Origin of the sequence: Paenibacillus catalpae (assembly GCF_900112695.1) — a bacterium.
GTDB lineage: Bacteria > Bacillota > Bacilli > Paenibacillales > Paenibacillaceae > Pristimantibacillus > Pristimantibacillus catalpae.
In genome coordinates, this window is the sequence record NZ_FOMT01000003.1 from 237519 (window position 1) to 257974 (window position 20456).

General features: G+C 51.0%; 20 protein-coding genes. 14 read left to right on the plus strand and 6 right to left on the minus strand.

The genetic code is table 11. The annotated features are described in order from the left end of the window. The first annotated feature begins 20 nt into the window (after positions 1–20). The 5 genes from BM200_RS14795 to BM200_RS14815 all read left to right on the plus strand — a co-directional run bounded on the left by BM200_RS14795 (position 21) and on the right by BM200_RS14815 (position 4966). Positions 21–1346: an ABC transporter substrate-binding protein gene (locus BM200_RS14795; RefSeq protein WP_091186828.1), complete on the plus strand. Its 1326-nt coding sequence runs from the start codon at positions 21–23 to the stop codon at positions 1344–1346. Between the two features lie 66 nt (positions 1347–1412). Further along, entirely contained in the window at positions 1413–2294 is an 882-nt protein-coding gene (locus BM200_RS14800) for a carbohydrate ABC transporter permease (RefSeq protein WP_175532874.1), read from the plus strand. After that, the gene (locus tag BM200_RS14805) at positions 2295–3122 is read left to right on the plus strand and encodes a carbohydrate ABC transporter permease (protein ID WP_091186830.1); all 828 of its coding nucleotides are present in this window, start codon (positions 2295–2297) and stop codon (positions 3120–3122) included. A 51-nt stretch (positions 3123–3173) separates the two neighbouring features. Continuing rightward, the gene (locus tag BM200_RS14810) at positions 3174–4349 is read left to right on the plus strand and encodes a trans-sulfuration enzyme family protein (RefSeq protein ID WP_245773029.1); all 1176 of its coding nucleotides are present in this window, start codon (positions 3174–3176) and stop codon (positions 4347–4349) included. A gap of 209 nt (positions 4350–4558) precedes the next feature. After that, positions 4559–4966: an acyl-CoA thioesterase gene (locus BM200_RS14815; protein WP_091186837.1), complete on the plus strand. Its 408-nt coding sequence runs from the start codon at positions 4559–4561 to the stop codon at positions 4964–4966. Here BM200_RS14815 and BM200_RS14820 read toward each other — a convergent pair whose 3' ends face one another. Together BM200_RS14820 and BM200_RS14825 are read right to left on the minus strand one after the other, a co-directional pair. Continuing rightward, entirely contained in the window at positions 4967–6193 is a 1227-nt protein-coding gene (locus tag BM200_RS14820) for an aspartate aminotransferase family protein (RefSeq protein ID WP_091186838.1), read from the minus strand. 160 nt (positions 6194–6353) lie between these two features. Beyond that, the gene (locus BM200_RS14825; protein WP_091186841.1) at positions 6354–7697 is read right to left on the minus strand and encodes a TrkH family potassium uptake protein; all 1344 of its coding nucleotides are present in this window, start codon (positions 7695–7697) and stop codon (positions 6354–6356) included. 107 nt (positions 7698–7804) lie between these two features. On the opposite strand from BM200_RS14825, the gene BM200_RS14830 reads away from it, so the two are divergent. The 3 genes from BM200_RS14830 to BM200_RS14840 are packed head-to-tail and all read left to right on the plus strand — an operon-like array spanning position 7805 to position 10589. Further along, positions 7805–9040, plus strand: a complete 1236-nt coding sequence (locus tag BM200_RS14830) for a DUF445 domain-containing protein (protein ID WP_175532875.1) — start codon at positions 7805–7807, stop codon at positions 9038–9040. 36 nt (positions 9041–9076) lie between these two features. Next, complete coding sequence (locus BM200_RS14835; RefSeq protein ID WP_091187880.1) at positions 9077–9817, plus strand: ABC transporter ATP-binding protein; 741 nt, start codon at positions 9077–9079, stop codon at positions 9815–9817. Positions 9818–9821: 4 nt separating this feature from the next. Beyond that, entirely contained in the window at positions 9822–10589 is a 768-nt protein-coding gene (locus tag BM200_RS14840; protein WP_091186846.1) for an ABC transporter permease, read from the plus strand. A 116-nt stretch (positions 10590–10705) separates the two neighbouring features. On the opposite strand, the gene BM200_RS14845 is transcribed toward BM200_RS14840, so the two are convergent. Both BM200_RS14845 and BM200_RS14850 read right to left on the minus strand, forming a co-directional pair. Further along, positions 10706–12067 carry an arsenic transporter gene (locus BM200_RS14845; RefSeq protein WP_091186848.1) on the minus strand — a complete coding sequence of 454 codons (1362 nt, stop codon included), beginning with the start codon at positions 12065–12067 and terminating at the stop codon, positions 10706–10708. Between the two features lie 234 nt (positions 12068–12301). Beyond that, positions 12302–12637 (minus strand): winged helix-turn-helix transcriptional regulator, encoded by a 336-nt coding sequence (locus BM200_RS14850; protein WP_091186850.1) that lies wholly within the window; start codon positions 12635–12637, stop codon positions 12302–12304. Between the two features lie 289 nt (positions 12638–12926). On the opposite strand from BM200_RS14850, the gene BM200_RS14855 reads away from it, so the two are divergent. From BM200_RS14855 to BM200_RS14865, 3 genes are all read left to right on the plus strand, one after another. Further along, positions 12927–13667: a GTP cyclohydrolase II gene (locus tag BM200_RS14855; protein WP_091187881.1), complete on the plus strand. Its 741-nt coding sequence runs from the start codon at positions 12927–12929 to the stop codon at positions 13665–13667. A 123-nt stretch (positions 13668–13790) separates the two neighbouring features. Further along, a complete protein-coding gene (locus BM200_RS14860; protein ID WP_091186853.1) occupies positions 13791–14792 on the plus strand; it encodes a hypothetical protein in 1002 nt (333 codons plus the stop codon). A 92-nt stretch (positions 14793–14884) separates the two neighbouring features. Then, positions 14885–15847, plus strand: coding sequence for an aldolase catalytic domain-containing protein (locus BM200_RS14865; RefSeq protein ID WP_091186855.1), 963 nt, complete (start codon positions 14885–14887; stop codon positions 15845–15847). A 422-nt stretch (positions 15848–16269) separates the two neighbouring features. On the opposite strand, the gene BM200_RS14870 is transcribed toward BM200_RS14865, so the two are convergent. Beyond that, positions 16270–16698 carry a GNAT family N-acetyltransferase gene (locus BM200_RS14870; protein ID WP_425434570.1) on the minus strand — a complete coding sequence of 143 codons (429 nt, stop codon included), beginning with the start codon at positions 16696–16698 and terminating at the stop codon, positions 16270–16272. A 38-nt stretch (positions 16699–16736) separates the two neighbouring features. Beyond that, positions 16737–17039: a hypothetical protein gene (locus BM200_RS14875; RefSeq protein ID WP_091186858.1), complete on the minus strand. Its 303-nt coding sequence runs from the start codon at positions 17037–17039 to the stop codon at positions 16737–16739. Between the two features lie 146 nt (positions 17040–17185). Between BM200_RS14875 and BM200_RS14880 the strand changes: the two genes are divergently transcribed. The 3 genes from BM200_RS14880 to BM200_RS14890 all read left to right on the plus strand — a co-directional run bounded on the left by BM200_RS14880 (position 17186) and on the right by BM200_RS14890 (position 20456). After that, positions 17186–18478, plus strand: a complete 1293-nt coding sequence (locus BM200_RS14880; protein ID WP_091186860.1) for a VWA domain-containing protein — start codon at positions 17186–17188, stop codon at positions 18476–18478. A 149-nt stretch (positions 18479–18627) separates the two neighbouring features. Next, positions 18628–19335, plus strand: a complete 708-nt coding sequence (gene pxpB, locus BM200_RS14885) for a 5-oxoprolinase subunit PxpB (RefSeq protein WP_175532876.1) — start codon at positions 18628–18630, stop codon at positions 19333–19335. Positions 19336–19367: 32 nt separating this feature from the next. Continuing rightward, the gene (locus BM200_RS14890) at positions 19368–20456 is read left to right on the plus strand and encodes a 5-oxoprolinase subunit C family protein (protein WP_245773030.1); all 1089 of its coding nucleotides are present in this window, start codon (positions 19368–19370) and stop codon (positions 20454–20456) included.

Below are 20456 nucleotides of genomic sequence, written 5' to 3' on the forward strand. Positions count from 1 at the left end.
ACTCATTAAGGGGGATTCCAATGCAACAAAAGTCTTGGAAGAAATCGCTGTTATCCGTATCTATGATTGGTTTGGCACTCAGTTTGACCGCGACGGCCTGCAGCTCGTCCGGATCCAAGAACGGCAATGGGGGAGACGACAAGGTAGTCACGCTGCGCATGATAGAAAGCTTAACGAGCCCTAACCGCACGGCCGTCATTCAAGAAAGCATAAAAGCATTTATGGATCAGAATCCAAACATTAAGGTCGAATTGATTTCACCGCCGTTTGATCAGGCTGACAACAAAATCAGAACGATGCTGAACGCAAAACAGGAGCTCGACGTGCTTGAGGTTCGCGACCTGAACGTGGCGGAATTCGTGAACAACGGCTACGTGGAACCGCTAAACGAATATACGAAAAGCTGGGATGACTTCAGCACCGTTACTTCCGTCGCCCAGTCCGTTGCTTCCGTCGGCGATAAGCTGTATTTTATCCCGAATGGACTGTATCAACGGCAGTTGTTTTACCGCGCGGACTGGCTGAAGGACGCGGGAATCACTGTTCCGGCTACATACGAGGAGCTGGTTGAAGCTTCCGTGAAGCTGACCGATCCTTCCAAGAACCGCTTTGGCTTCTCGTTCCGAGGAGGATCAGGCGCCAACGCTGTGCCGGATACGATGATTCAGGCGTACAGCTCGGATAAGATCAATATGGATGACGCCATGTTCCTGAAGGACGGCGGTACGATCTATTCGTCTCCTGAAGCGAAGGAAGCGGTTGAACAGTACGTGAAGCTGTATAAGGTAGGTTCGCCGCCGGACTCCATTAACTGGGGCTTCCAGGAACAAGTGCAGGCGTTCACCTCCGGCGTAACGGCATTCCTCTTGCAGGATCCGGATGTTATCCAAACGTTGACCGACAGCATGGAGGAAGGCACATGGGCAACCGCTCCGATGCCGAAGGGGCCGCAGGGCAAAGCGCTGATTTCCGCTGGCGGTGCGGGTTGGGGAATCCCATCCTACTCCAAAAACAAAGAAGCGGCCTGGAAGCTGATCAGCTTCCTGTCTTCGCCGGAAGAGAACACGAAGCTGTCCAAGAGCCACGGCACAGTACCGATTCATTCTTCCGCCACGGAGGATGCATTTTTCCAAAACGGACCTTACAAGACGCTGCTGGATATGACGAATCAACCGGATACATTCATCAACTTCAAGCCGCCTTTCCAATATCCAGCCAACGGACAATGGGGCACGGTCGCCATGGAGTCCGGGCAGAGGATGCTGCTGGGCAAGGCGAGCGTAGAAGATACGCTGAAAGAATGGGACGACTACTGGGTGAAAGCGAAAGCACAATTGAACAACTGATCGGTATAAGCGGTGGGCGGCAATCGATCCGCCCACCGCATTTTACTAGCGGGGAAGGTGTTTGGTGTGAGCAAGCAACGTACGTACATACTGCTTAGTTTGGTTCCGGCATTGGTATTGCTGCTGGTGTTCACGTTCTATCCTTTCTTGCAAGGGGTAGTGATGGCGTTTCAAAATTATGTGCTGTTTGATCTGACGAACGTTAAGTTCATTGGATTTCAAAATTTTGAGACCGCGTTTCAGGACGCAAAGTTTCTTGCGGCACTTGAGAACAGTGCGTATTGGGTGTTTTTTTCGCTAGTCCTGCAGTTTCTGATTGGTTTGTCGCTTGCGCTTATGCTGCGCAAGAACTTTAGAGGAAGAGGCGTCTATCAAGGCTTCGTTTTCTATTCCTGGGCATTGTCCGGTTTTCTAATCGGCCTGATCTGGAAGTGGATGTTCAACTCGCAGATCGGCGTCATTAACGATCTGCTCATGCGGGCAGGCCTCATCGATACGCGCATCGGCTTTCTCTCCGATCCGGATTGGGCCATGACGTCGGTCATCATTGCAAACGTCTGGTACGGCATTGCGTTTTTTGCGATTATGCTCCTGGCCGCGCTGCAATCGGTGCCCGCGGATCTGTACGAAGCGGCGGAGATGGATGGAGCCGGAGGGCTGCGCAAGTTCTTTAACGTAACGTTTCCGTATATACTGCCGACGGTTATTGCAACGACATTGCTTCGGGCGATCTGGATCTTCAACGATCCGTCCATCATCTATGGCCTAACGAACGGCGGGCCAGCCGGAACGACCCATATTCTCTCTTCGCTCATGCTGGAGAAGATCATCTATGGCGGGGATTACGGAATGGCAGCGGCGATTGGCGTTATCATGATCATCATTCTCATGCTGTATACCGTGTTTTATTTGTTTGCTACAAGATCGGAAAAGGCAGGTGATTTCTAGATGAAGCTGCGTTTGTTGACTAGTCTGAAGTCGCTGTATCTGGCTTTGTTTTTCCTGATCATGGTTTTCCCGTTGTATTGGATCGTGATCACTTCGCTGAAGCCGCGGAAGGAAATTTTTTCACTGCCGATTCGGTACTGGCCGGAGAGGTTTACGCTCGAAAACTACGCCAACATCTTTAAAGTATCGAAGTTTCATGTCTATATCGGCAACAGTCTGCTTGTTTCGGTAATCGCCGCCATCATCGTCATCTGTATTGCGACGTTAAGCGGCTATGTTATGGCCCGGTTTCAATTCCGGGGGCATAAGCAAATTATGATGGCTTTCTTCTCGACGCAAATGCTGCCCGGTTTTATTTCGCTGGCGCCGCTCTATCTATTGATGTCGGACATGAACCTGATCAACAACCGGTTGTCCTTGGTCCTTACCTATACGGTCATGCTCATTCCTTTCTCTACGATTATGCTGCGCGGTTTCTTCCAGCGGATCCCGAGCAGTCTGGAGGAAGCGGCGATGATTGACGGCTGCTCCCGTTTGACGGCATTGATTCGGGTAATCATTCCGGTGATGTTGCCGGGTATCGCGTCGACTTTTATTTTTGCATTCGTGCAAAATTGGAACGAGCTGTTTATGGCGGTCATGTTTCTTGACGACGAAAGCCTAAAGACGCTGCCCGTTGCGATGAACTCCTTCGTTATGAAGTTCGACGTGGATTGGGGTTCAATGTCCGCCGGCACCGTATTGTCGGTCATTCCAACTGTCGTACTGTTTGCATTCGCTCAGCGGTATATCGTGGAAGGGCTGACGCAAGGCGCCGAGAAAGGCTAGCGGTGGAATGTCACATACAAAGGAATGACACAAACAAAGGAATGTATACCTATGGAGAGAAAACAAATGGATGAAGGGCTGTACACCAAAGTGTCGCATGACGGAGTGGATACGAATCACCACGGCGCCGTCACCATCCCAATCTATCAAAATAGCCTGTTCGCGTTCGAGAACCATGAATCGTTCGATCAAGCCATGAAGGACGTATTGGCCGCCACCGTCTATTCCCGGGGCAACAACCCGACGGTACAATATTTGGAGAGTAAAATCGCCGATCTGGAAGCGGCCGAGAAGGCGCGCTGCTTCGCATCTGGGATGGCAGCCATTGCCGGCTCTTTGCACGCGCTCTTGCGATCGGGCGACCATGTGATCTGCGTCAATCAAGCCTACGGGCCAACGAGGCAGTTTTTGGACGAATTGTCCGAACGGTACCAGGTCGAAGTCACTTATGTCGATGGATGCCTGTTATCCGATTTCGAAGACGCTTTGCGGCCGAACACGCGCCTGATCTATTTGGAGAGCCCGACATCAGGGCTGTTCCAGCTGCAGGATCTGGAGGGAGTCTCGTCGCTTGCGAAACGGGCGGGAGCTCTCACGATGATTGACAGCAGCTGGGCGACGCCATGCTTCCAGCGTCCGCTAACTTGGGGCATTGATCTTGTCCTTCACTCGATGACCAAGTATTTTTCCGGACATAGCGACTGCCTGGGAGGCGTCGTTGCAGGGCGCGCGGACCTGATCGACGAAATTGCGAACAAGGGTTATATGCTGTTTGGCGGCGTCATGACTCCGCACACGGCCTCCCTCATGATACGGGGACTGCGAACGCTTCCGCTCAGGATGGAGAGACATCAGCGAAACGGCTTGATCATTGCGGAATATATGGAGAAACATCCGCTCGTGAACCGGGTGAATCATCCTGGCCTGCCTTCCCATCCGCAGCACGCTCTTGCGCGCAAGCAATTGGACGGATTCAGCAGCCTATTTTCCTTCGAGACGCAGGTGTCGGTAGAGTTACTGAAGAAATGGGCGGACGCTTTGCGTTATTTCCGGATCGGTGTAAGCTGGGGCGGGTTCGAAAGCCTGGTGACGGTCGGTCAAACGCCGGCGAGCCGTAATTTGGGGGGGACCAACCCTTCGGTAGCCCGGTTGTTCATCGGTCTGGAGGATCCTCAGACGCTGATCGAGGATATCGAGCAGGCTTGGAGGCAAGTGATCGAGGCATAGCCTAAGGAGATTACTAACGTTAAATGAATTTGCTTGAAAGTAAATAGTTGCAGGATATCACCCCGCCGCAGGCGGGTTCTTTTTTTTGCCCGTTATTAATCGTTTATTAGGAAATAATATACAAACTGCTGTCGAAAAGTAGTGGGTCATAGGCGCATGTGTTATTTTTATAAGTAGTTACTTAAGTCTATTTAAGGAGAATCCATGGAATGAAATCATCACTATCCATTATTGTTCGCTCAACAGAAATTGACGTCAATGGTCACGTAAACAACGCAAAATATTTGGAATATTTCGAATGGGGGCGTGAAGAATGGTACGAACAATGCGGGCTTCCCTATGAAACTTTCGAGAAAATGGATATACAAACGGTTACGGTGAACATTAACGTGAACTATAGAAGAGAGTGCAGACAAGGTGACAAACTAACTGTCACCTGTCAGCCCGAAAAAATAGGTCGTTCCAGTTACGTTTTGAAACAGGAAATCCAGGGCGAGCGCGGCGAAGTGCGCGCTGATGCATTCGTAACGAGCGTAACGATGGATCGCTTAACCCGCAAAAGCCGTGAAGTGCCTAATGAATTGAGGAAATTCTTTGAGCAAGAAAAGCAGCAGTAATCAGGAATAAACGGCCTCGTTCTTTAACCCGTAAGCTTCTAATACTCCTGTCAAAATCCGAATCATCTTCTCGACCTCTTCAGCTGTTACGATAAGCGGCGGCATTAAGCGGATTGTGTGGGCGTTAGGCGCGTTAATAAGGAGACCTTCCTTCATGCATTCCGCAGCAAGAACCGGGGCTGATCCAACAGGCACGTCAAATGCAAGTAGCAGTCCTTTGCCGCGAATCTGATTGACCGCATAATCCTTGGACAGCACCGTAAGCTTCTCTTGTATCAACGTGCCTTGATTAGCGGCATTCCCTGCCAGCCCGCGCTCAAGGATCTCGGTGACAACGGCGTGGCCGGCCGCCATGCCAAGAGGTGCAGCGCTGTAGGTACCGCCTTGATCGCCGGGCTCAAACAGATCATATTGGGCGGTGGTCAGCATGGCCGAGAGCGGGAATCCGCCTGCAATCCCTTTGGCCAGTGTCATCACATCCGGCTTCACGCCGTAATGCTCATAAGCAAACAGCTTGCCTGTTCTCCCAAGCCCCGTCTGCACTTCGTCGAAGATCAGCATAATGTTGTATACATCGCAAGCTTTGCGCAAGGCCCTTAAATAGGGGGCATCAACCGAGTGGACGCCGCCTTCACCCTGGACAAGCTCGAGCATAATCGCACAGGTACGGTCGCTGATGGCGGCGAAGCAGGCATCAAAGTCGTTGATCGGAACATGAATGAAGCCGGGAACCTTAGGCTCGAACAGAGGCTGGTAGGATGGCTTTCCGGTTGCGGACATGGTTGCCAGCGTTCTGCCGTGGAAGCTGTTTGTCATCGTAATAATCTCATAAGCACCGTTCAGACGGAGAGCGCCATGCTTGCGGGCAAGCTTTATGGCGCTTTCGTTCGCTTCGGCGCCGCTGCTGGCGAAGAATACCTTGTCAAAGCCGGAAATTTCCGTCAGGAGGTCCGCAAATTCAATCATGGGCTTGTTATAGAAACCCGGGCTTGCATGCACCAGCTGGCCGCTCTGATAAGTCAAAGCCTCTTGCAGGACGGAAGGAGAGTGCCCGAGACTGGTCACTGCCCAGCCCCCGATAAAGTCCAGGTAGGACTTGCCTTCGGTATCCCATAAATACATGCCTTCCCCTCGGGTCATTACAACATCAGGACGATTAGCCGTATATAGAAGCGATTGCTTGGCGGATGAGAGCAAACTGTCGGTTGTTTTGTTTAACGATTGCATGAATGGTCGAACCTCCATCTCTTACGTGATGTGAATTAATATACATCATAGTGAATAATAATTCAACAACCGGATGAGCCATTTGCAAAAAGATTATTTTCCTGCACCCGCGCATAAGAAGCGGCCAATCCGCATAAGCAGATTGGCCGCTGGCGTTCCATTATCCGATTATAATTTTGCCCTCCGGATGCCTGTAAAGCTCCTTCGCCTGGTTAGGTACCAAGGTATAAGCCAAGGTGAGCGGACCCATCCGTCCGACAAACATAACGATAATAATTAGTATTTTTCCGATATCGGTCAAGTTCGGGGTTAGTCCCATGGATAAACCCGTTGTCCCGAAGGCGGAGGTGACTTCGAACATGACGGTTAAGAAATCAGTCCTCTCCGTAGCCGTTAAAATCATCGTAAACAAGACAATAGTGGCTACCGATACCGCCGTAATCGTCAATGCTTTGTGAACGCGGTCCTTTGCTAACCGGCGCTTGAAGAAGACAACATCCTCCTTGCCCCGGATCATCGCGATAACCGCTCCGACCAGAATGGCAAACGTGGTTACCTTGATGCCGCCGCCTGCGGAGCCGGGAGAGGCCCCGATAAACATCAGAATGATAAGCAGGAACTGGCTGGCATTACGCATGTCCGCGATGTTCAGAGTATTCGCTCCGCCGGAGCGGGGCGAGATGGACTGGAACAGGGAGCTGTACAGCTTGCCGGACAAGCTCAGCGGCTCCAGTGTATTGGTGAATTCGAATATAAAGAGAAGCACCGCTCCTCCAAGGAACAAGATGCCGGAGGTGTTCAGCACCACCTTGGAATGCAGCGACAGCTTGCGGATCTTGGGATAATCAATCACTTCGGCCAGCACGATAAAACCGATACCGCCAAGGAAAATAAGCATCATCAGTACCGCATTAATGACCGGGTCATCCACATGATTGGTAAAGCTGTTAAAGGGACCATGAAGGGGGCCCATAATATCAAGCCCGGCATTCGTGAACAGGGATACGCTGTGGAAGACGCCATAATACAGGGCTTTATCAAACGGCATGATAGCTGACCAACGGATAGCGAGAATAAGCGCGCCTGTAAGTTCAATCGTAAAGGCATAGATCAGAACGCGGCGGATAAAACGGACAATACCTTCAAGCGAAGTATGGCTCATCGACTCCTGCAGCCATAGCCGCTCCCGGAGAGATATCCGCTTGCGAAAGGCAAGGGCGAATAAAGTCGCCATCGTCATAAAGCCAAGACCTCCAACCTGCATCAGCATCAGGATGACGACCTCGCCGAAGGTGGAGTAATGTGTTCCGGTATCCACAACAACAAGCCCGGTTACGCAAGCGGATGTTGTGGCTGTAAAGAATGCATCGATAAAAGGAGTATGTACACCGTCTTCCGAAGCGTACGGCAACGACAGCAGGATGGAGCCGATCAGAATAATAACAATAAAGCCTGCGGTCAGGATTTGGGGCGGACTAATTTTGGTCAATATGGATTTCTTCAACCGTAATCACCTTTCATGGAAGCATCGGCTTTAACCGAATTCTGAGTTCTTAAAATTATCTGGTATAATTAGTATAAATGCAAACGGTACAGGAGGACTACAACTTCATGAAATCAAGATATATTGCAAGTTTGTCACTAGCTATTATGCTTATTGGTTTTATTGTGACCAGATGGTGGCTTCCGGATAATTGGTGGATCCGGCTATTGGAGAGCGGCTTCGAGGCGGGATTGGTCGGCGGTATTGCGGACTGGTTTGCCGTCACTGCCCTTTTCCGGCATCCGTTTGGCATTCCCATTCCTCACACATCCCTCCTCCTGAAGAACAGGGATAAAATCGTTAATTCGCTTATTTCCGCTATGGAAAACGAACTGCTGAACAAGGAAAGCATCAGCAGAAAGCTGAAAGAGCTGAAGCTGTTCAAAGGAATCGCATCGGCAGCTACCGGCCTGATCGGCAAGCGCAAATTGCGGGTTGGGGTACTTCGGTTCGCCCAAGCTTCGCTTGAACAGATTCCGCTCGAGAAGCTAAGCGCCAAGATTCAAGAGCTTGCAGCCGATTATATCCGCAAGCAAGACATCGTTCCGGTTGTAGATAAACTGACGGACAAATTCGTCTATGACGGCTGGGATGAGAAGGCGCTGGATTTTGTGCTGGAGCAGGGCAAAGAATGGGTGAAGAAGCGGGAAACCGAGCAGTTTTTCGGAAGACTGGCCCACAGCAAGATGGAGGAGCTGCAGGTTGGCGGCTTTATGGGCTTTGCGGTACAGGCGTTTGTTGGCTTTATGAGTCCGGAGAAGCTTGGTCCACTCATTCAGGGCATGCTGTTATCCAGCATCAAGGAACTGGGCATGCCGGGCAATCCGAATCGGCAGAAGCTGCTTGATGAGCTGAAAAAACATGCTTTGGCTTTATCCGCAAACGAAGAGATGATGGCCAGACTGAAAGCAGGGCTGCAGTCCGGCGTTGAAAGCGTAGGGACGGAGCATTTTATCCATCTTCGTCTGGAGGAGCTTCGCCAGCTGGTGCTCGACAAGCTTGAGGAGGAATGCTTGAACGGCGGCCGTTCGCTCGTCAGAGGCTTCCGCTTCTTAATTGAGCAAGCAAGGAGCAGGGAAGAGCTTATTAACCGCTGGGAACAAGCCATTCTCGGCTACACCGTAAGCTGGATCGAGAAGAATCATTACCGGATCGGAATGCTTGTCCGCGATAATGTGAACCAAATGGATGATCAGGCACTGGTTCAAATGCTTGAGCAGAAGATCGGCAATGATCTGCAGTGGATCCGCGTGAATGGCGCGGTATGCGGCTTTATTGTCGGCATCATCCTGTTCTTCTTCTAAAGGAAGGACGCGTAGAAGGAGTAGTCCGTATTGCAAATGCAATTAAAGAACATTTCAAAATCTAAATTCGATGTTCAAGGGGAATGGTTGTTTCGGGAGATAGCAGCAGAGATACGTCCCAATGACCGAATTGCTCTTCTAGGAGGCTCCGGGCAAGGGAAAAGCACGCTGCTCCGCATTTTGTCGCTGCTTGAGCCGTTTGATCATGGAACGGTTCTTATGGATGGACGGTCAAGCACGGAATGGATGCCGCAAAGCTGGCGCAAGAAGGTTACTTACGTGGCGCAGAAGCCAATCATGCGAAGCGGCAGTATTGCGTTTAATCTTCAAACGGTCAGCATGCTTCACGGCGGCCCCTTCGAAGAAGAGCTGGCCCGCCGGTATATGGAGGCCGTGGAGCTTGGGCGGGCGGACTGGAATAAACAAGCAGCGGATCTCTCGGGCGGCGAACAGCAGCGGCTTGCGCTTGTCCGTTCACTTATGCTTCGACCCGAGATCCTGCTTCTGGATGAGATTACGTCTTCTCTTGATCCTGGGAGCAAGCAAGCAGTCGAGAAGCTTCTCTTGGAATGGGTATCTGAAGCAACCAACGGAGCAGCCAGATCCTACGTGTGGATAACCCATGATCTGGAGCAGGCCCGTGCTGTCAGCAACCAGGTATGGTTTATGGCAGAAGGCTGTTTGCTAGAGAGAACAGAGACGGCAGCGTTCTTCCAAAGTCCGGCTACTGAGCAGGCCAGGGTGTTCATTAGGGGCATACAGGAGGGAAAGAGGTAGAGCGATGAGTAATATGGCCCTCATTTGTACCTTATGTTTTGTTGCGGTTGCCGCATTTATATCCATGAGACAGAAGCTTGGATTGGAAAAGGAGATCCTGATCGGTACTTTACGATCTGCCATCCAGCTGTTGTTTATCGGTTATGTCCTGCATTTTATATTTGAGACAAGCCATCCTGCGTTTATCGTTATCATTATCTTGTGCATGATCCTGGTTGCTGCATGGAATGCGGGGGCAAAAGCGAGGCATGTCCGTGGTATCCGAAGCCGGATCGCCATAGCCCTTGCCTGTACGGAAGGGGTAACGATGGCGATTCTGCTGGGACTTGGAATCATTACTCCTACTCCGCAATATATCATTCCGGTCAGCGGGATTATTATCGGAAGCTCGATGATCGTATGCGGATTGTTGTTGAATCATATGAAGCGGGAGATGGAGACGGCAAGGGGGGAAATGGAGATGCTCCTTGCACTTGGCGCATCGGAAAAACAGGCCATTCACAGCTCCTTGCGGCGCTCCGTCAGAGCCAGCATGATTCCGACAATCGACGGAATGAAGACGGTAGGATTGGTACAGCTTCCCGGGATGATGACAGGGATGATTGTTGCCGGAGCTGATCCGGTTGAAGCGGTCCGGTATCAGATTTTGATTATGTTTGTTCTTGCCTCATCGGCGGCAATGACCGCTATGGTGCTAAGCTTAATCAGTTATAAATTATGGTTCACAAGAGATGCCAGGCTGCTGCCTTTATTGCCTGCAGAGAATCAGTGATGTTCGCACAATGCAGTACGGGTGACTCCCTGCCAAGGGGGTACCCGCATCCTGGATTTCATAACGAATAAATAGAGCTTCTGATGATTAACATCAAGGATGCGAATACCCGGGGCTTAAGGGGAAGGATACAGCCAGGAGACCCAATAGGCCAAACATACTAAAGTAAAGATGAGGGTTGGCGGTATAACCATAAACGTAACTTTTACATATTCTTTCCAACTGAGCTTCACTTTGTATTGTTTCAGAATATGCAGCCATAAGAGCGAAGCCAGAGTCCCGATCGGAAGCAGAAGCGATCCGATATCACTGCCGATAACACTTGCCAGGTAGGCGATTTTTAGTGTCAAGGGGTCCAGACCCATCTGGGTCAAGGTCAAAGTTCCAACCATTAGGGCAGGGTGGTTATTAAAGAGGGTAGACAAGAGCGAGATGAGCCCGCCCATTAATAAGCTGGCATTTAATAGATCCCCAGATACAAGAGGCTGGAATACATGAACGAGCAGACGGGTTAATCCGATATTGTTCAAGCCGTAAATGATGACATACATGCCAAAGGCGAAGATAAGAATATGCCATGGGATTTTGACCAGAACATCCTTCGGAGAGACTTTCAAATGAATCCAGCGCCAAGCCAGCAGGAGAAGCGACCCGGCAACGGCTATCCACTCTATCGGGATTTGAAAATAAGAACCGGCGAACAAGCTGATTCGAACGGCAAACACAAACAATAAAATGTTGAGCATAAAGCGGTTGCTGTATATGCGGCTGGAGCGTTCATCGGAGGAATGGCTGAGAGGATGGCTTGTAATCGGATGGCGCGGGATCGTGAACGTCTTCGGTATTTTTTTGGGCAGCTGGCGGTAAAAGTAAAAAAACATTAAGGTAACCAGAAATACCAGGCCAAGGCTTGCAGGGACAAACATCATTAAGGTATGCATGTACAAATCCATATGAACGATCTTCAGAGCAATCAGATTGACGATATTGCTGACACCGATTGGCGCGCTGGAAGCGGTGGCAACCAAGGCTCCGGATATTAAATAAGGGATCTTCTGACGGTTCTTCAGGCCAAGATGCTGCAGCATGATTAACAGGATGGGGGTTGTAATGAGGATACTTCCGTCGTTGTTGAAGAAAAGGGTCATCAGAAAACATAGGAGATTGACATACCAGAACAAACGGATCCCCGAGCCACGTGCCCGTACAGCTAGTCCTTCGGCTGCCCAAATAAAAAAGCCAAAGCTTTCAAGGACAATCGCCATGACGATTGTCGCCATAATCGTTATCGCAGCTCCGCTTACTGTTGTGCTGATTTGAACAAGATCCTGGAGGGATACCGCACCGCTTAATATAACGAGTACCGCACCTATGGTTGCAGGCACAGCCTCGTTGAGACCTCTTGGTCTCCAGAGGATAAGCAGTAAAGTAAAGGCAAACGAGATTAATGTAATTGAAACCGCAGCGGAATTTACCATTTGTAATCACCTCATTTCAGACTGGATGCTTTTGCGGTTTCCTTCCTCCTTTCATCGCGATTTTCTACTACAACTATCTCTAGCAGATATTGATAGTATATTTATATGAGCCTTATTATTGGGACGTACTGGTCATATGAATCTATTAATCTATAAATCCGCGATTGATATATAAAGAAAAAAGCCCGCCCTTTCCATAATGGAGAGGACAAGCTACTATAAATAAGAACTGTATTATTCAGAAAGGACAGCTGCCTGCTCCTTGCTGATCCAATCCTGTGACCACTTCTGTATTTCCCTTACGACAGGCTCCAGGGCGCGCCCTTTCTCTGTTAGGGAATACTCGATGCGGACGGGAATTTCCGGATAGACCACGCGGGTGACGATCCCTTCATTTTCCAAATCCTTGAAACGTTCGGATAACAGCCTGCCGCTGATGGGAAGCGCGGCTTGAACTGCGCAGAAACGCTGCGGTCCGGCTAACAGCTGATAAATAATTAGGCCGACCCAACGTTTTCCAATGAGATCCATCCCTTTCTGCACGCGCGGACAAAGGTCAGATTGCTCCATAGCGATCACCTCGATTGATTTCCACTCCATTATAGTCACAATAACAATTGAATACAAGCAAACTTTTGTAGAGCTTGTAACTTGACGTCACTTGTTTATGAATTTATAATTAGTTACTATTAGTAACGAAGTTTCTGCAATGATTTCCATTGTATCCAGAGCAGGCCATATGCGGATGAACCAGCAGCCTGTTGCGCGATTGCACAATTCTCAATATACTGGTATCTACTGCAAGAATTTGGTCAATCATACGTGGTTTATTATTCAGCTAAAAAAGAAGGTGCGGTATATGTCTAATCAACATATCTTATCGATATTAAAAAATAAAATCAAAACAATCGACAATGGTGACCATGCGATCCATGTTGTGGGTCCAATCAAGCTCCCTGTCGAGCTGGACGGAGAGACTGTCACGTTCCAGTGGTACAGCTGGCTGCGTCGTGATATTCAGAAAAGTGAATCCGTTGAAGAACTGATCACGGAACTGAATAACGTTCATTACGCGGAATTTCAGCAATCCAGTGTATTGGTCTACGGTGATTTCGAGCAAGAGGAAGAAGTGCTCATCCGAATGCACAGCATTTGTCACACCGGCGATATCTTTGGCAGTCAGCGCTGCGATTGCGGCTTCCAGCTCAAGCAATCCATGAGGATGATTATTGCTAATGGAGCAGGTGCATTGTTCTATCTGGCGAACCACGAAGGCCGTGGAATCGGCTTATTCAGCAAAGCGATGGCTTATCTGCTGCAAGAGGAAGGTCTAGATACCGTGGATGCGAATCTTGAGCTTGGTTTTGCCGAGGATGCCCGTGATTACAGCGAGGCCATTCATGTCCTCAAGCTGCTTCGCCAAGCTCCGGTATCCATTATTACGAATAATCCCCGTAAAGTGGAAGCCATGCGCGCCGCGGGGATGAACATTGTTTCCCGAGTACCGTTATGGGGAGAATCCTCCGTTCATAATGAGAAATATTTATCTACGAAGGTTGCCCGTTCCGGTCATTTCGAGCGGGAGCTCGCGGTAAAATAAGGAACAGGCCGGATATTCCGGCCTGTTTTTTTATTTGCTGACCGAAACCAATCGATCTGTCATGTCGTCTAATGGATATGCTCAATCTGGCATACACTATATGGAACGGAAGGTTGGGTGTATATGAAATCTCGTCTAAAACCATCTATATATATATTGCTGACGATAGGCATCACCATCGGATTGATGGGTTGCAGCACAGCTGAGCGGAATGAACAGGCCGCCCCGAATAAACGGACAACGACAGAGGCAGACGCGAAGGAGGCAGTTGAAACAAGCTCCGAGCAGGATGCTCTCATACATAAATTTAATACGGTGGTCAGCACGGCCAAGGAAGCCTCTGACATTGTATCCTTCTTGAACGAGAACCTGAACAAGGCAGGGCAAAATCATGCGGATCAGATGGTACGGGAGTTGTATGCCTTCTACAGCAAAGACCTGCAAACTTCCCAGGAGGCATTCTTTGGTGAGAATGTGCAAAATGTGCTGACGGAGATGGATTGGCCGATTACATCAGCAAATGCCGCATCCATTCAAGATGAGGCGGTCAGACAGCTGGTTGTGACCAAATTATCCGGCGGCTACAAGCTTGTATGGGTAGAAGGAACCATCTATCCGATCGTGGACTACAGCAACCAGCAGAAATACAGTATGTACTTGTCCAAGCCGTTAAACAGCTATATTGCCCTGAAGGCTGCTGAATCAAGCGAGCCGGCGGCCATGGATGCCGGACTTGTCATTGCTTGGGATGAGCTTGCCAACAGGGCGATTATGGCGGAAACCTTCCTTAACGATTATCCGGATTCCCCGGATTATAAGGAAGTGGAAGGCATTTATTTGGACAGCTATCTACGCATGTATATACAAGGGCTTGCGAATACTCCGATTTTCGATTCGGGCACCTTAAAGCTGGTACCGGAAGTGAAAGCAAGCTACGTGAAGCTGTCGAATGAAAATCCGAATTCCGTAACCGGCATCATGGCGGATCGTTTCCTGGAAATACTGGCTAAGTCAGATGATGTCGCAATGGTTCGGGGGCCGGGCGGAAAGCAGATGCTGCCAGAGGTGGACCAGTTCCAGAAAAACTACCGGCGGGTGGCGCAAAAGCTGTTGCAGGAAGCCTGAAGATCATCCAAAAAACGACAAAATTATTTTGCGTTCCTCATCCATTTCAAGTATGATTGGATGTAACATAAACGAACCAGAAGGAGAAGGACATGAACTCGAAAACTAGCCATTGTAAAATTGTCGATTGTACGGTCCGCGACGGCGGACTTGTGAACAACTGGGATTTCAGCGTTGAATTCGTTCAACATCTCTATAAAACCTTGAACGAAGCCGGCGTAGATTATATGGAAATCGGTTATAAAAACTCGCCAAAGCTGCTGAAAGGCGCTGACACGGCAGGCCCTTGGCGCTTCCTGGACGACAACTTCCTGAAGCAGGTCATCCCGAACAAAGGCAATACGAAGCTGTCCGCTCTTGTCGATATCGGACGTGTAGACGAGAATGACATTTTGCCGCGCAGTGAAAGCCTGCTTGACCTGATTCGCGTAGCCTGCTATATCCAGGACGTGGACAAGGCTCTTGAGCTGGTTCAGCTGTTCCATGACCGCGGTTATGAAACAACGCTTAACATCATGGCGCTCTCCAATGTAATGGAGAACCAGTTGATTGAAGCATTCGAACTGATCAAGGAAAGCGTAGTAGACGTTGTCTACATCGTTGACTCGTACGGCAGCCTGAAGCCTAACGACTACAGCTACCTGATCGATAAATTCCAGCATCATCTGCCTAACAAGCGTCTCGGCATCCACACGCATAACAACATGCAGCTTGCTTTCGCCAATACGCTGATTGCTGCTGAGAAGGGCATCGAACTGCTTGATGCTTCCGTATACGGCATGGGCCGCGCGGCAGGGAACTGCAACACGGAGCTGCTCGTAGCTAATCTGCAAAATGCGAAATACAACGTACGCCCGGTTCTCGATATGATCGAGAAATACATGATTCCGCTTCGTGAGAAAGAAGAGTGGGGTTACATCATTCCTTACATGATCACAGGAATGCTGGACGAGCATCCGCGTTCGGCAATGGCGCTTCGCGATTCCGAAGACAAAGATAATTGCGTGGACTTCTACGATCGTTTGACGACTCCGGAAGTTGCTCATAGCAAGTAGTGGTAGGGGCTGCCTTGGTTAAGGCAGCTTTTTTTATTTGGTTAATGCTGCTCAGGGGGATTTATTTATGCTCAGGACGGTATTGTATCACCTTCGGCTGGTGTTACCATTCTGAATATTGAATTTACTCGTCTAACGAGTATTCAGAATGGCAAAGGCAGACGCTGCGCTCCTTCAGGAGATACAATACCTCTCTTCGCACTCAACCTTCACACACAAACCCAAATAACTGGGCTGCCTAAAAATAGGCAGCCCCTTTTTGGGGGGAGGCGGTGGTTGGCGCCTGATGAGTAATCAGGCGCTCGGATGTGTGAGTATTTCGCGCGAGCGGGTGAATAGCGTGATTAGGATTGGCTAGAGATTAAGTAAGGGCAAAAGAAAAGGAGCTGCCAGTAACAGGCAACTCCTTGGGAAAGCAGATTTTACAGCGTCTTTTTCATGGTGACGTGGGGGATACCCTCTTCCATGAAGATATCGGATACGGTGTTGTAGCCGAGTTTGGAATAGAAAGGTTCGGCGTGAGTCTGGCCGTTCAGCTTGGCTTCCTTGAGACCTTCATCGCGGGCGATAGACTCCAAAGCTTCAACAACGGCACGGCCGAGACCGTATTTGCGGTGGGACTCGAGGACGCAGATCCGCTGCAGCTTCGCAACGCCATCCACATCTCTAAGGCGGCCTGTTGCTGCGGGCTCGCCATTATATAGGACGAGAACATGCTTGGCAGTTTCGTCGAATTCGTCGTATTCGTTTTCCGCTGGTACACCCTGCTCGTCCACAAATACTTTTTTGCGGATATCAAAGGCCGCCTGAAGATCTTGTTCGCTCGTAATCAGTCTTGAAGTAATAGTCATGTTGTTCTCGTTCTCCTTCCATATGTACAAGAGGCTTTTTAGGTTTCGCGGAGCTCTCCGTCTCCTCGAAGGGCAGCAGCCTGATGCGGCTCGTTCGGATGAAGATAAGCGGTCCCGTTAAAGGTTCGCCCGTCTTTTGCTGTTGCGTACAGCTCGACCCGAATATCCTCGCTTTGTCCAAACCATTGGAGCAGCTCGGCATCTTCTACGCCGTTCACATCTACATACCACAGCCTCGATCCGTAATCCGACACCAGTACCAGCTCAGCTGATTGAAACGGAAGCTCCTTCATCTGCTGCTGGTATACAATCTCAATGTCTTTTAGTTGAATAATTTCCATTCGTGCAGCCCTCCATGACTGGCATAGATCGGCTTCCGATATCGTCTGCCGGGATGCCTGCTATTGATTGTAATGTTGATCGCCGGTTAATGCAACAATCATCCAATCCCTAGCGTCTAATAGTAAAAAAAAGGGGGTTGTGGAAAATGCTAAGAGTTCATACGAGAAGCAAGCTCATGACCATGATTTTTTCGCTGTTCGTTATTCTGCTTATTCTAGGAGGCTGTTCTTCTTCTAGCGAAAATAACGCAGCTGCCAACAAAGGTGATTCAGCCCCAGGGACGGATACCGGCACATCCGAGTCAGCTGCTGACGACCGGGGGAACACGGTGGAGGATACGGCCGAGGAACCGGAAGCTCACAAGGAAGAGGTGCGCCGTCAGGGACGGACAGATGCTCCGATTCAGGCAGGGCAGCTCACGGCCGGCGAGTGGGATGATCTTGCCGCTTGGGAGAGGTTCAACAATTTATTGAACAGCCGTGAAGGCAGTGACAGCTCAACATATTGGGGCTTTGAGTTCTTTAATCGGCTGGAGGTATTGGTAACCTCGGACGGCAAGGCTGTATCCGACGCGACCGTGAAGCTGATCGGCCAGCAGAAGGAGACAGTCTGGTCAGCCAGAACTAATGCCGATGGCAAAGCGTATTTGTTCGCCGGTTTGTTCCCGGATAATCAGCAGCCTAATCAACGAACGCGTTACTCTGTGGAAGTGATGGCGGAACAGCAGAAGAAAAAGGTATCCAATATCGAAGTTCCGGGTCAAGGAGCTTTGAAGATCGATCTAGACGGCGAGCTGCCGGTCTCCGATCAGGTTGATGTTATGTTCGTTGTGGATACGACGGGCTCCATGCAGGATGAAATGGACTATTTGGAAGCGGAACTGAAGGATGTAATTACCCGGGTGGGGGATCAGCATGCGAATCAGCTGGATATAAAGATGAGCTCGAATTTTTACCGTGACATTCATGACGACTATGTGGTGAAGTCGAATCCTTTTACAGCCAATATTGATCAAGCGGTTCGTCTTATCGCCATGCAGAAGGCGCAGGGAGGCGGGGATTATCCCGAAGCGGTAGAGCAGGCTTTGCGGGATGCCGTCAGCGGGCATAAATGGAGTGAGGATGCGCGTGCCAGACTGCTCTTCCTTGTGCTTGACGCACCGCCTCATCATGAGACTCAGATTTTGCAGGAAATGCATAGCGCGATAACGGAAGCGGCCAAGGAAGGCATTCGTATTATTCCGGTCGCGTCAAGCGGGGTTGACGTGGATACAGAGTACTTGCTGCGGTTTGCGGCTGTTGCAACCGGAGGAACCTATTTATTCCTGACGGACGACAGCGGGATTGGCAGTGATCACCTGGAGCCGGCAGTAGGCGAATATGAGACAAAGCTGCTGAATGATCTGCTGGTTGAGGTTATCAACCGGTATGTGCAATGATGCGGACAGCAATAGCCAAATCAGACAGAAATATTGTGCTTCAGCTAAGAGGAGGTGTCCCGAGGGGCACTTCTTTTTCTGTTATAGGATGGCCGTTATAACGGATTTCTCTTACAATGGGTAAAAGACTAACGACGGGGGTGCAGATCATGTCAATTCAGGTAACACCGCTAGGTGACCGTGCAATCGTCCTTCAGCAGGATGACACGGCAGGCGCGGACGGCTGGAAGCAGATGGCTGACCTTGCATGGAAGTTGAAGCTGCAAGCCGAAGCGTGGATGATTGACATTGTTCCGGCTTACGAGACGGTAACGGTTCTGTACGACCCTGCTTTACTGTGGCTGGAGATCGAGAACGGACCGGAACCCGGCAGTCTCCTGCCCTATCAGCTGGCGGAACGGAAGCTGACCGCACTTATGGAGGACGGAAGGGCAGCGGCTGAACGGGAGATACAAGGACGCAGGATTGATCTGCCTACCTATTACGGAGGGAAACACGGCCCGGATGTGGAGGAGTCGGCAGCGCGCTCGGGTCTGACGGCGGATCAATTCATCGAGGAGCACTCCAAGGTGGAATATACGGTGGCCATGATCGGGTTTATGCCGGGCTTTCCATATTTGAGCGGTCTGCCAGAGAAGCTGGAGCAGCCGCGCAAATCAGCTCCACGCGCCGTAGTACCTGCGGGATCTGTTGGTATTGCCGGGAAGCAGACCGGGATTTATCCGCTCGCGACTCCCGGCGGCTGGCAGATTATCGGGTATACGCCAATTGTGATGTTCAACAAGGAACGAAGGGAGCCTGTGCTGCTTCGAGCAGGTGACCGCATCAGATTTATTCCTGTCTCCAATGACAGTTAACGACGGATCGAAGGAATAGAGGGGAAGTTGGAATGGGAATCCAAACGGTAAGTGCTCATGGCATGAAGGTGGTAAAAGCAGGCCTGCTTACGACGGTTCAGGATCTGGGGAGAATAGGCTATCGTTCCTCCGGCATTTCAACGGGCGGAGCGATGGACCGGTATGCCCTCCGGATGGCCAACCTTCTCGTTGGCAACGAGGAAGGGGCAGCAGGACTTGAGATAACGCTTGTTGGACCGGAGCTTGAGGTGGAGACAGATCTTCTGATTGCCGTTTGCGGCGCTTATCTGGAGCCAACCATCGATGGCGAAGAGCTGCCGATGTGGCGGCCGGTCTTTGTACCGCGCGGCGCGGTGCTCCGCTTTGGCGGCGCAATCAGCGGCTGCCGCGCATACATAGCGGCAGCGGGGGGCTTCGGCGTGCCGCGCGAGCTCGGCAGCCGCAGCACGGATGTGCGCGCCGCGCTGGGCGGGCTGGCCGGGCGGCGACTTGCCGCCGGCGATGCCCTGCCCTGCGGCGCAGGGCAGGGCGCAGCTGCCCCGTTCCAGTGGGCAGCTGCATGGGCCACGGCGCTGTCGCGGCAGGGCAAAGCCGCCGCCGCGACAGCGCCGGAAGCGGCCGGCCGCCGCCTGCCATGGGCTGCCGCGCCGTGGTTTGCGCCGCCGGGAGCCTACGGCGGCGGCGACGGCGAAGACGGCATCGTGCTTCGCGCGATGCCGGGGAGCGAATACGGGCAGTTTAGCGAAGCTGCCCGTGAAGCCTTGTTCCGGGAGCGGTATGCCGTCGCTCCCGCCTCGGACCGGATGGGGTGCCGCCTGACCGGCACCCCGCTCATAAGGCAGTCCCGTGCGGAGCTGCTCTCGCACGGGGTAACGCCCGGCGCCGTGCAGGTGCCGCCCGGCGGCGGGCCAATTATTCTTGCCGCCGACTGCCAGACGACCGGCGGCTACCCCAAAATCGCGCATGTCGCGACAGTCGACATGCCGCTTCTGGCCCAAGCGAAACCGGGTGATGCCATCCGGTTTCAGCTTGTCACCCTGGACGAAGCACAGCGGCTGGACCGCCGGCGGGAGCTGGACATCCGCTATCTGGTCGCTGCAATTCGCAGTCGTCAGCCATAA

Bases quoted from the DNA above. Each gene is read 5' to 3' on its own strand.
- BM200_RS14795 (WP_091186828.1), top strand. From the start codon at position 21: ATGCAACAAAAGTCTTGGAAGAAATCGCTGTTATCCGTATCTATGATT.
- BM200_RS14805 (WP_091186830.1), top strand. From the start codon at position 2,295: ATGAAGCTGCGTTTGTTGACTAGTCTGAAGTCGCTGTATCTGGCTTTG.
- BM200_RS14810 (WP_245773029.1), top strand. From the start codon at position 3,174: ATGGAGAGAAAACAAATGGATGAAGGGCTGTACACCAAAGTGTCGCAT.
- BM200_RS14815 (WP_091186837.1), top strand. From the start codon at position 4,559: ATGAAATCATCACTATCCATTATTGTTCGCTCAACAGAAATTGACGTC.
- BM200_RS14820 (WP_091186838.1), bottom strand. From the start codon at position 6,193: ATGCAATCGTTAAACAAAACAACCGACAGTTTGCTCTCATCCGCCAAG.
- BM200_RS14830 (WP_175532875.1), top strand. From the start codon at position 7,805: ATGAAATCAAGATATATTGCAAGTTTGTCACTAGCTATTATGCTTATT.
- BM200_RS14835 (WP_091187880.1), top strand. From the start codon at position 9,077: ATGCAATTAAAGAACATTTCAAAATCTAAATTCGATGTTCAAGGGGAA.
- BM200_RS14840 (WP_091186846.1), top strand. From the start codon at position 9,822: ATGAGTAATATGGCCCTCATTTGTACCTTATGTTTTGTTGCGGTTGCC.
- BM200_RS14845 (WP_091186848.1), bottom strand. From the start codon at position 12,067: ATGGTAAATTCCGCTGCGGTTTCAATTACATTAATCTCGTTTGCCTTT.
- BM200_RS14850 (WP_091186850.1), bottom strand. From the start codon at position 12,637: ATGGAGCAATCTGACCTTTGTCCGCGCGTGCAGAAAGGGATGGATCTC.
- BM200_RS14855 (WP_091187881.1), top strand. From the start codon at position 12,927: ATGTCTAATCAACATATCTTATCGATATTAAAAAATAAAATCAAAACA.
- BM200_RS14860 (WP_091186853.1), top strand. From the start codon at position 13,791: ATGAAATCTCGTCTAAAACCATCTATATATATATTGCTGACGATAGGC.
- BM200_RS14865 (WP_091186855.1), top strand. From the start codon at position 14,885: ATGAACTCGAAAACTAGCCATTGTAAAATTGTCGATTGTACGGTCCGC.
- BM200_RS14870 (WP_425434570.1), bottom strand. From the start codon at position 16,698: ATGACTATTACTTCAAGACTGATTACGAGCGAACAAGATCTTCAGGCG.
- BM200_RS14875 (WP_091186858.1), bottom strand. From the start codon at position 17,039: ATGGAAATTATTCAACTAAAAGACATTGAGATTGTATACCAGCAGCAG.
- BM200_RS14880 (WP_091186860.1), top strand. From the start codon at position 17,186: ATGCTAAGAGTTCATACGAGAAGCAAGCTCATGACCATGATTTTTTCG.
- pxpB (WP_175532876.1), top strand. From the start codon at position 18,628: ATGTCAATTCAGGTAACACCGCTAGGTGACCGTGCAATCGTCCTTCAG.
- BM200_RS14890 (WP_245773030.1), top strand. From the start codon at position 19,368: ATGGGAATCCAAACGGTAAGTGCTCATGGCATGAAGGTGGTAAAAGCA.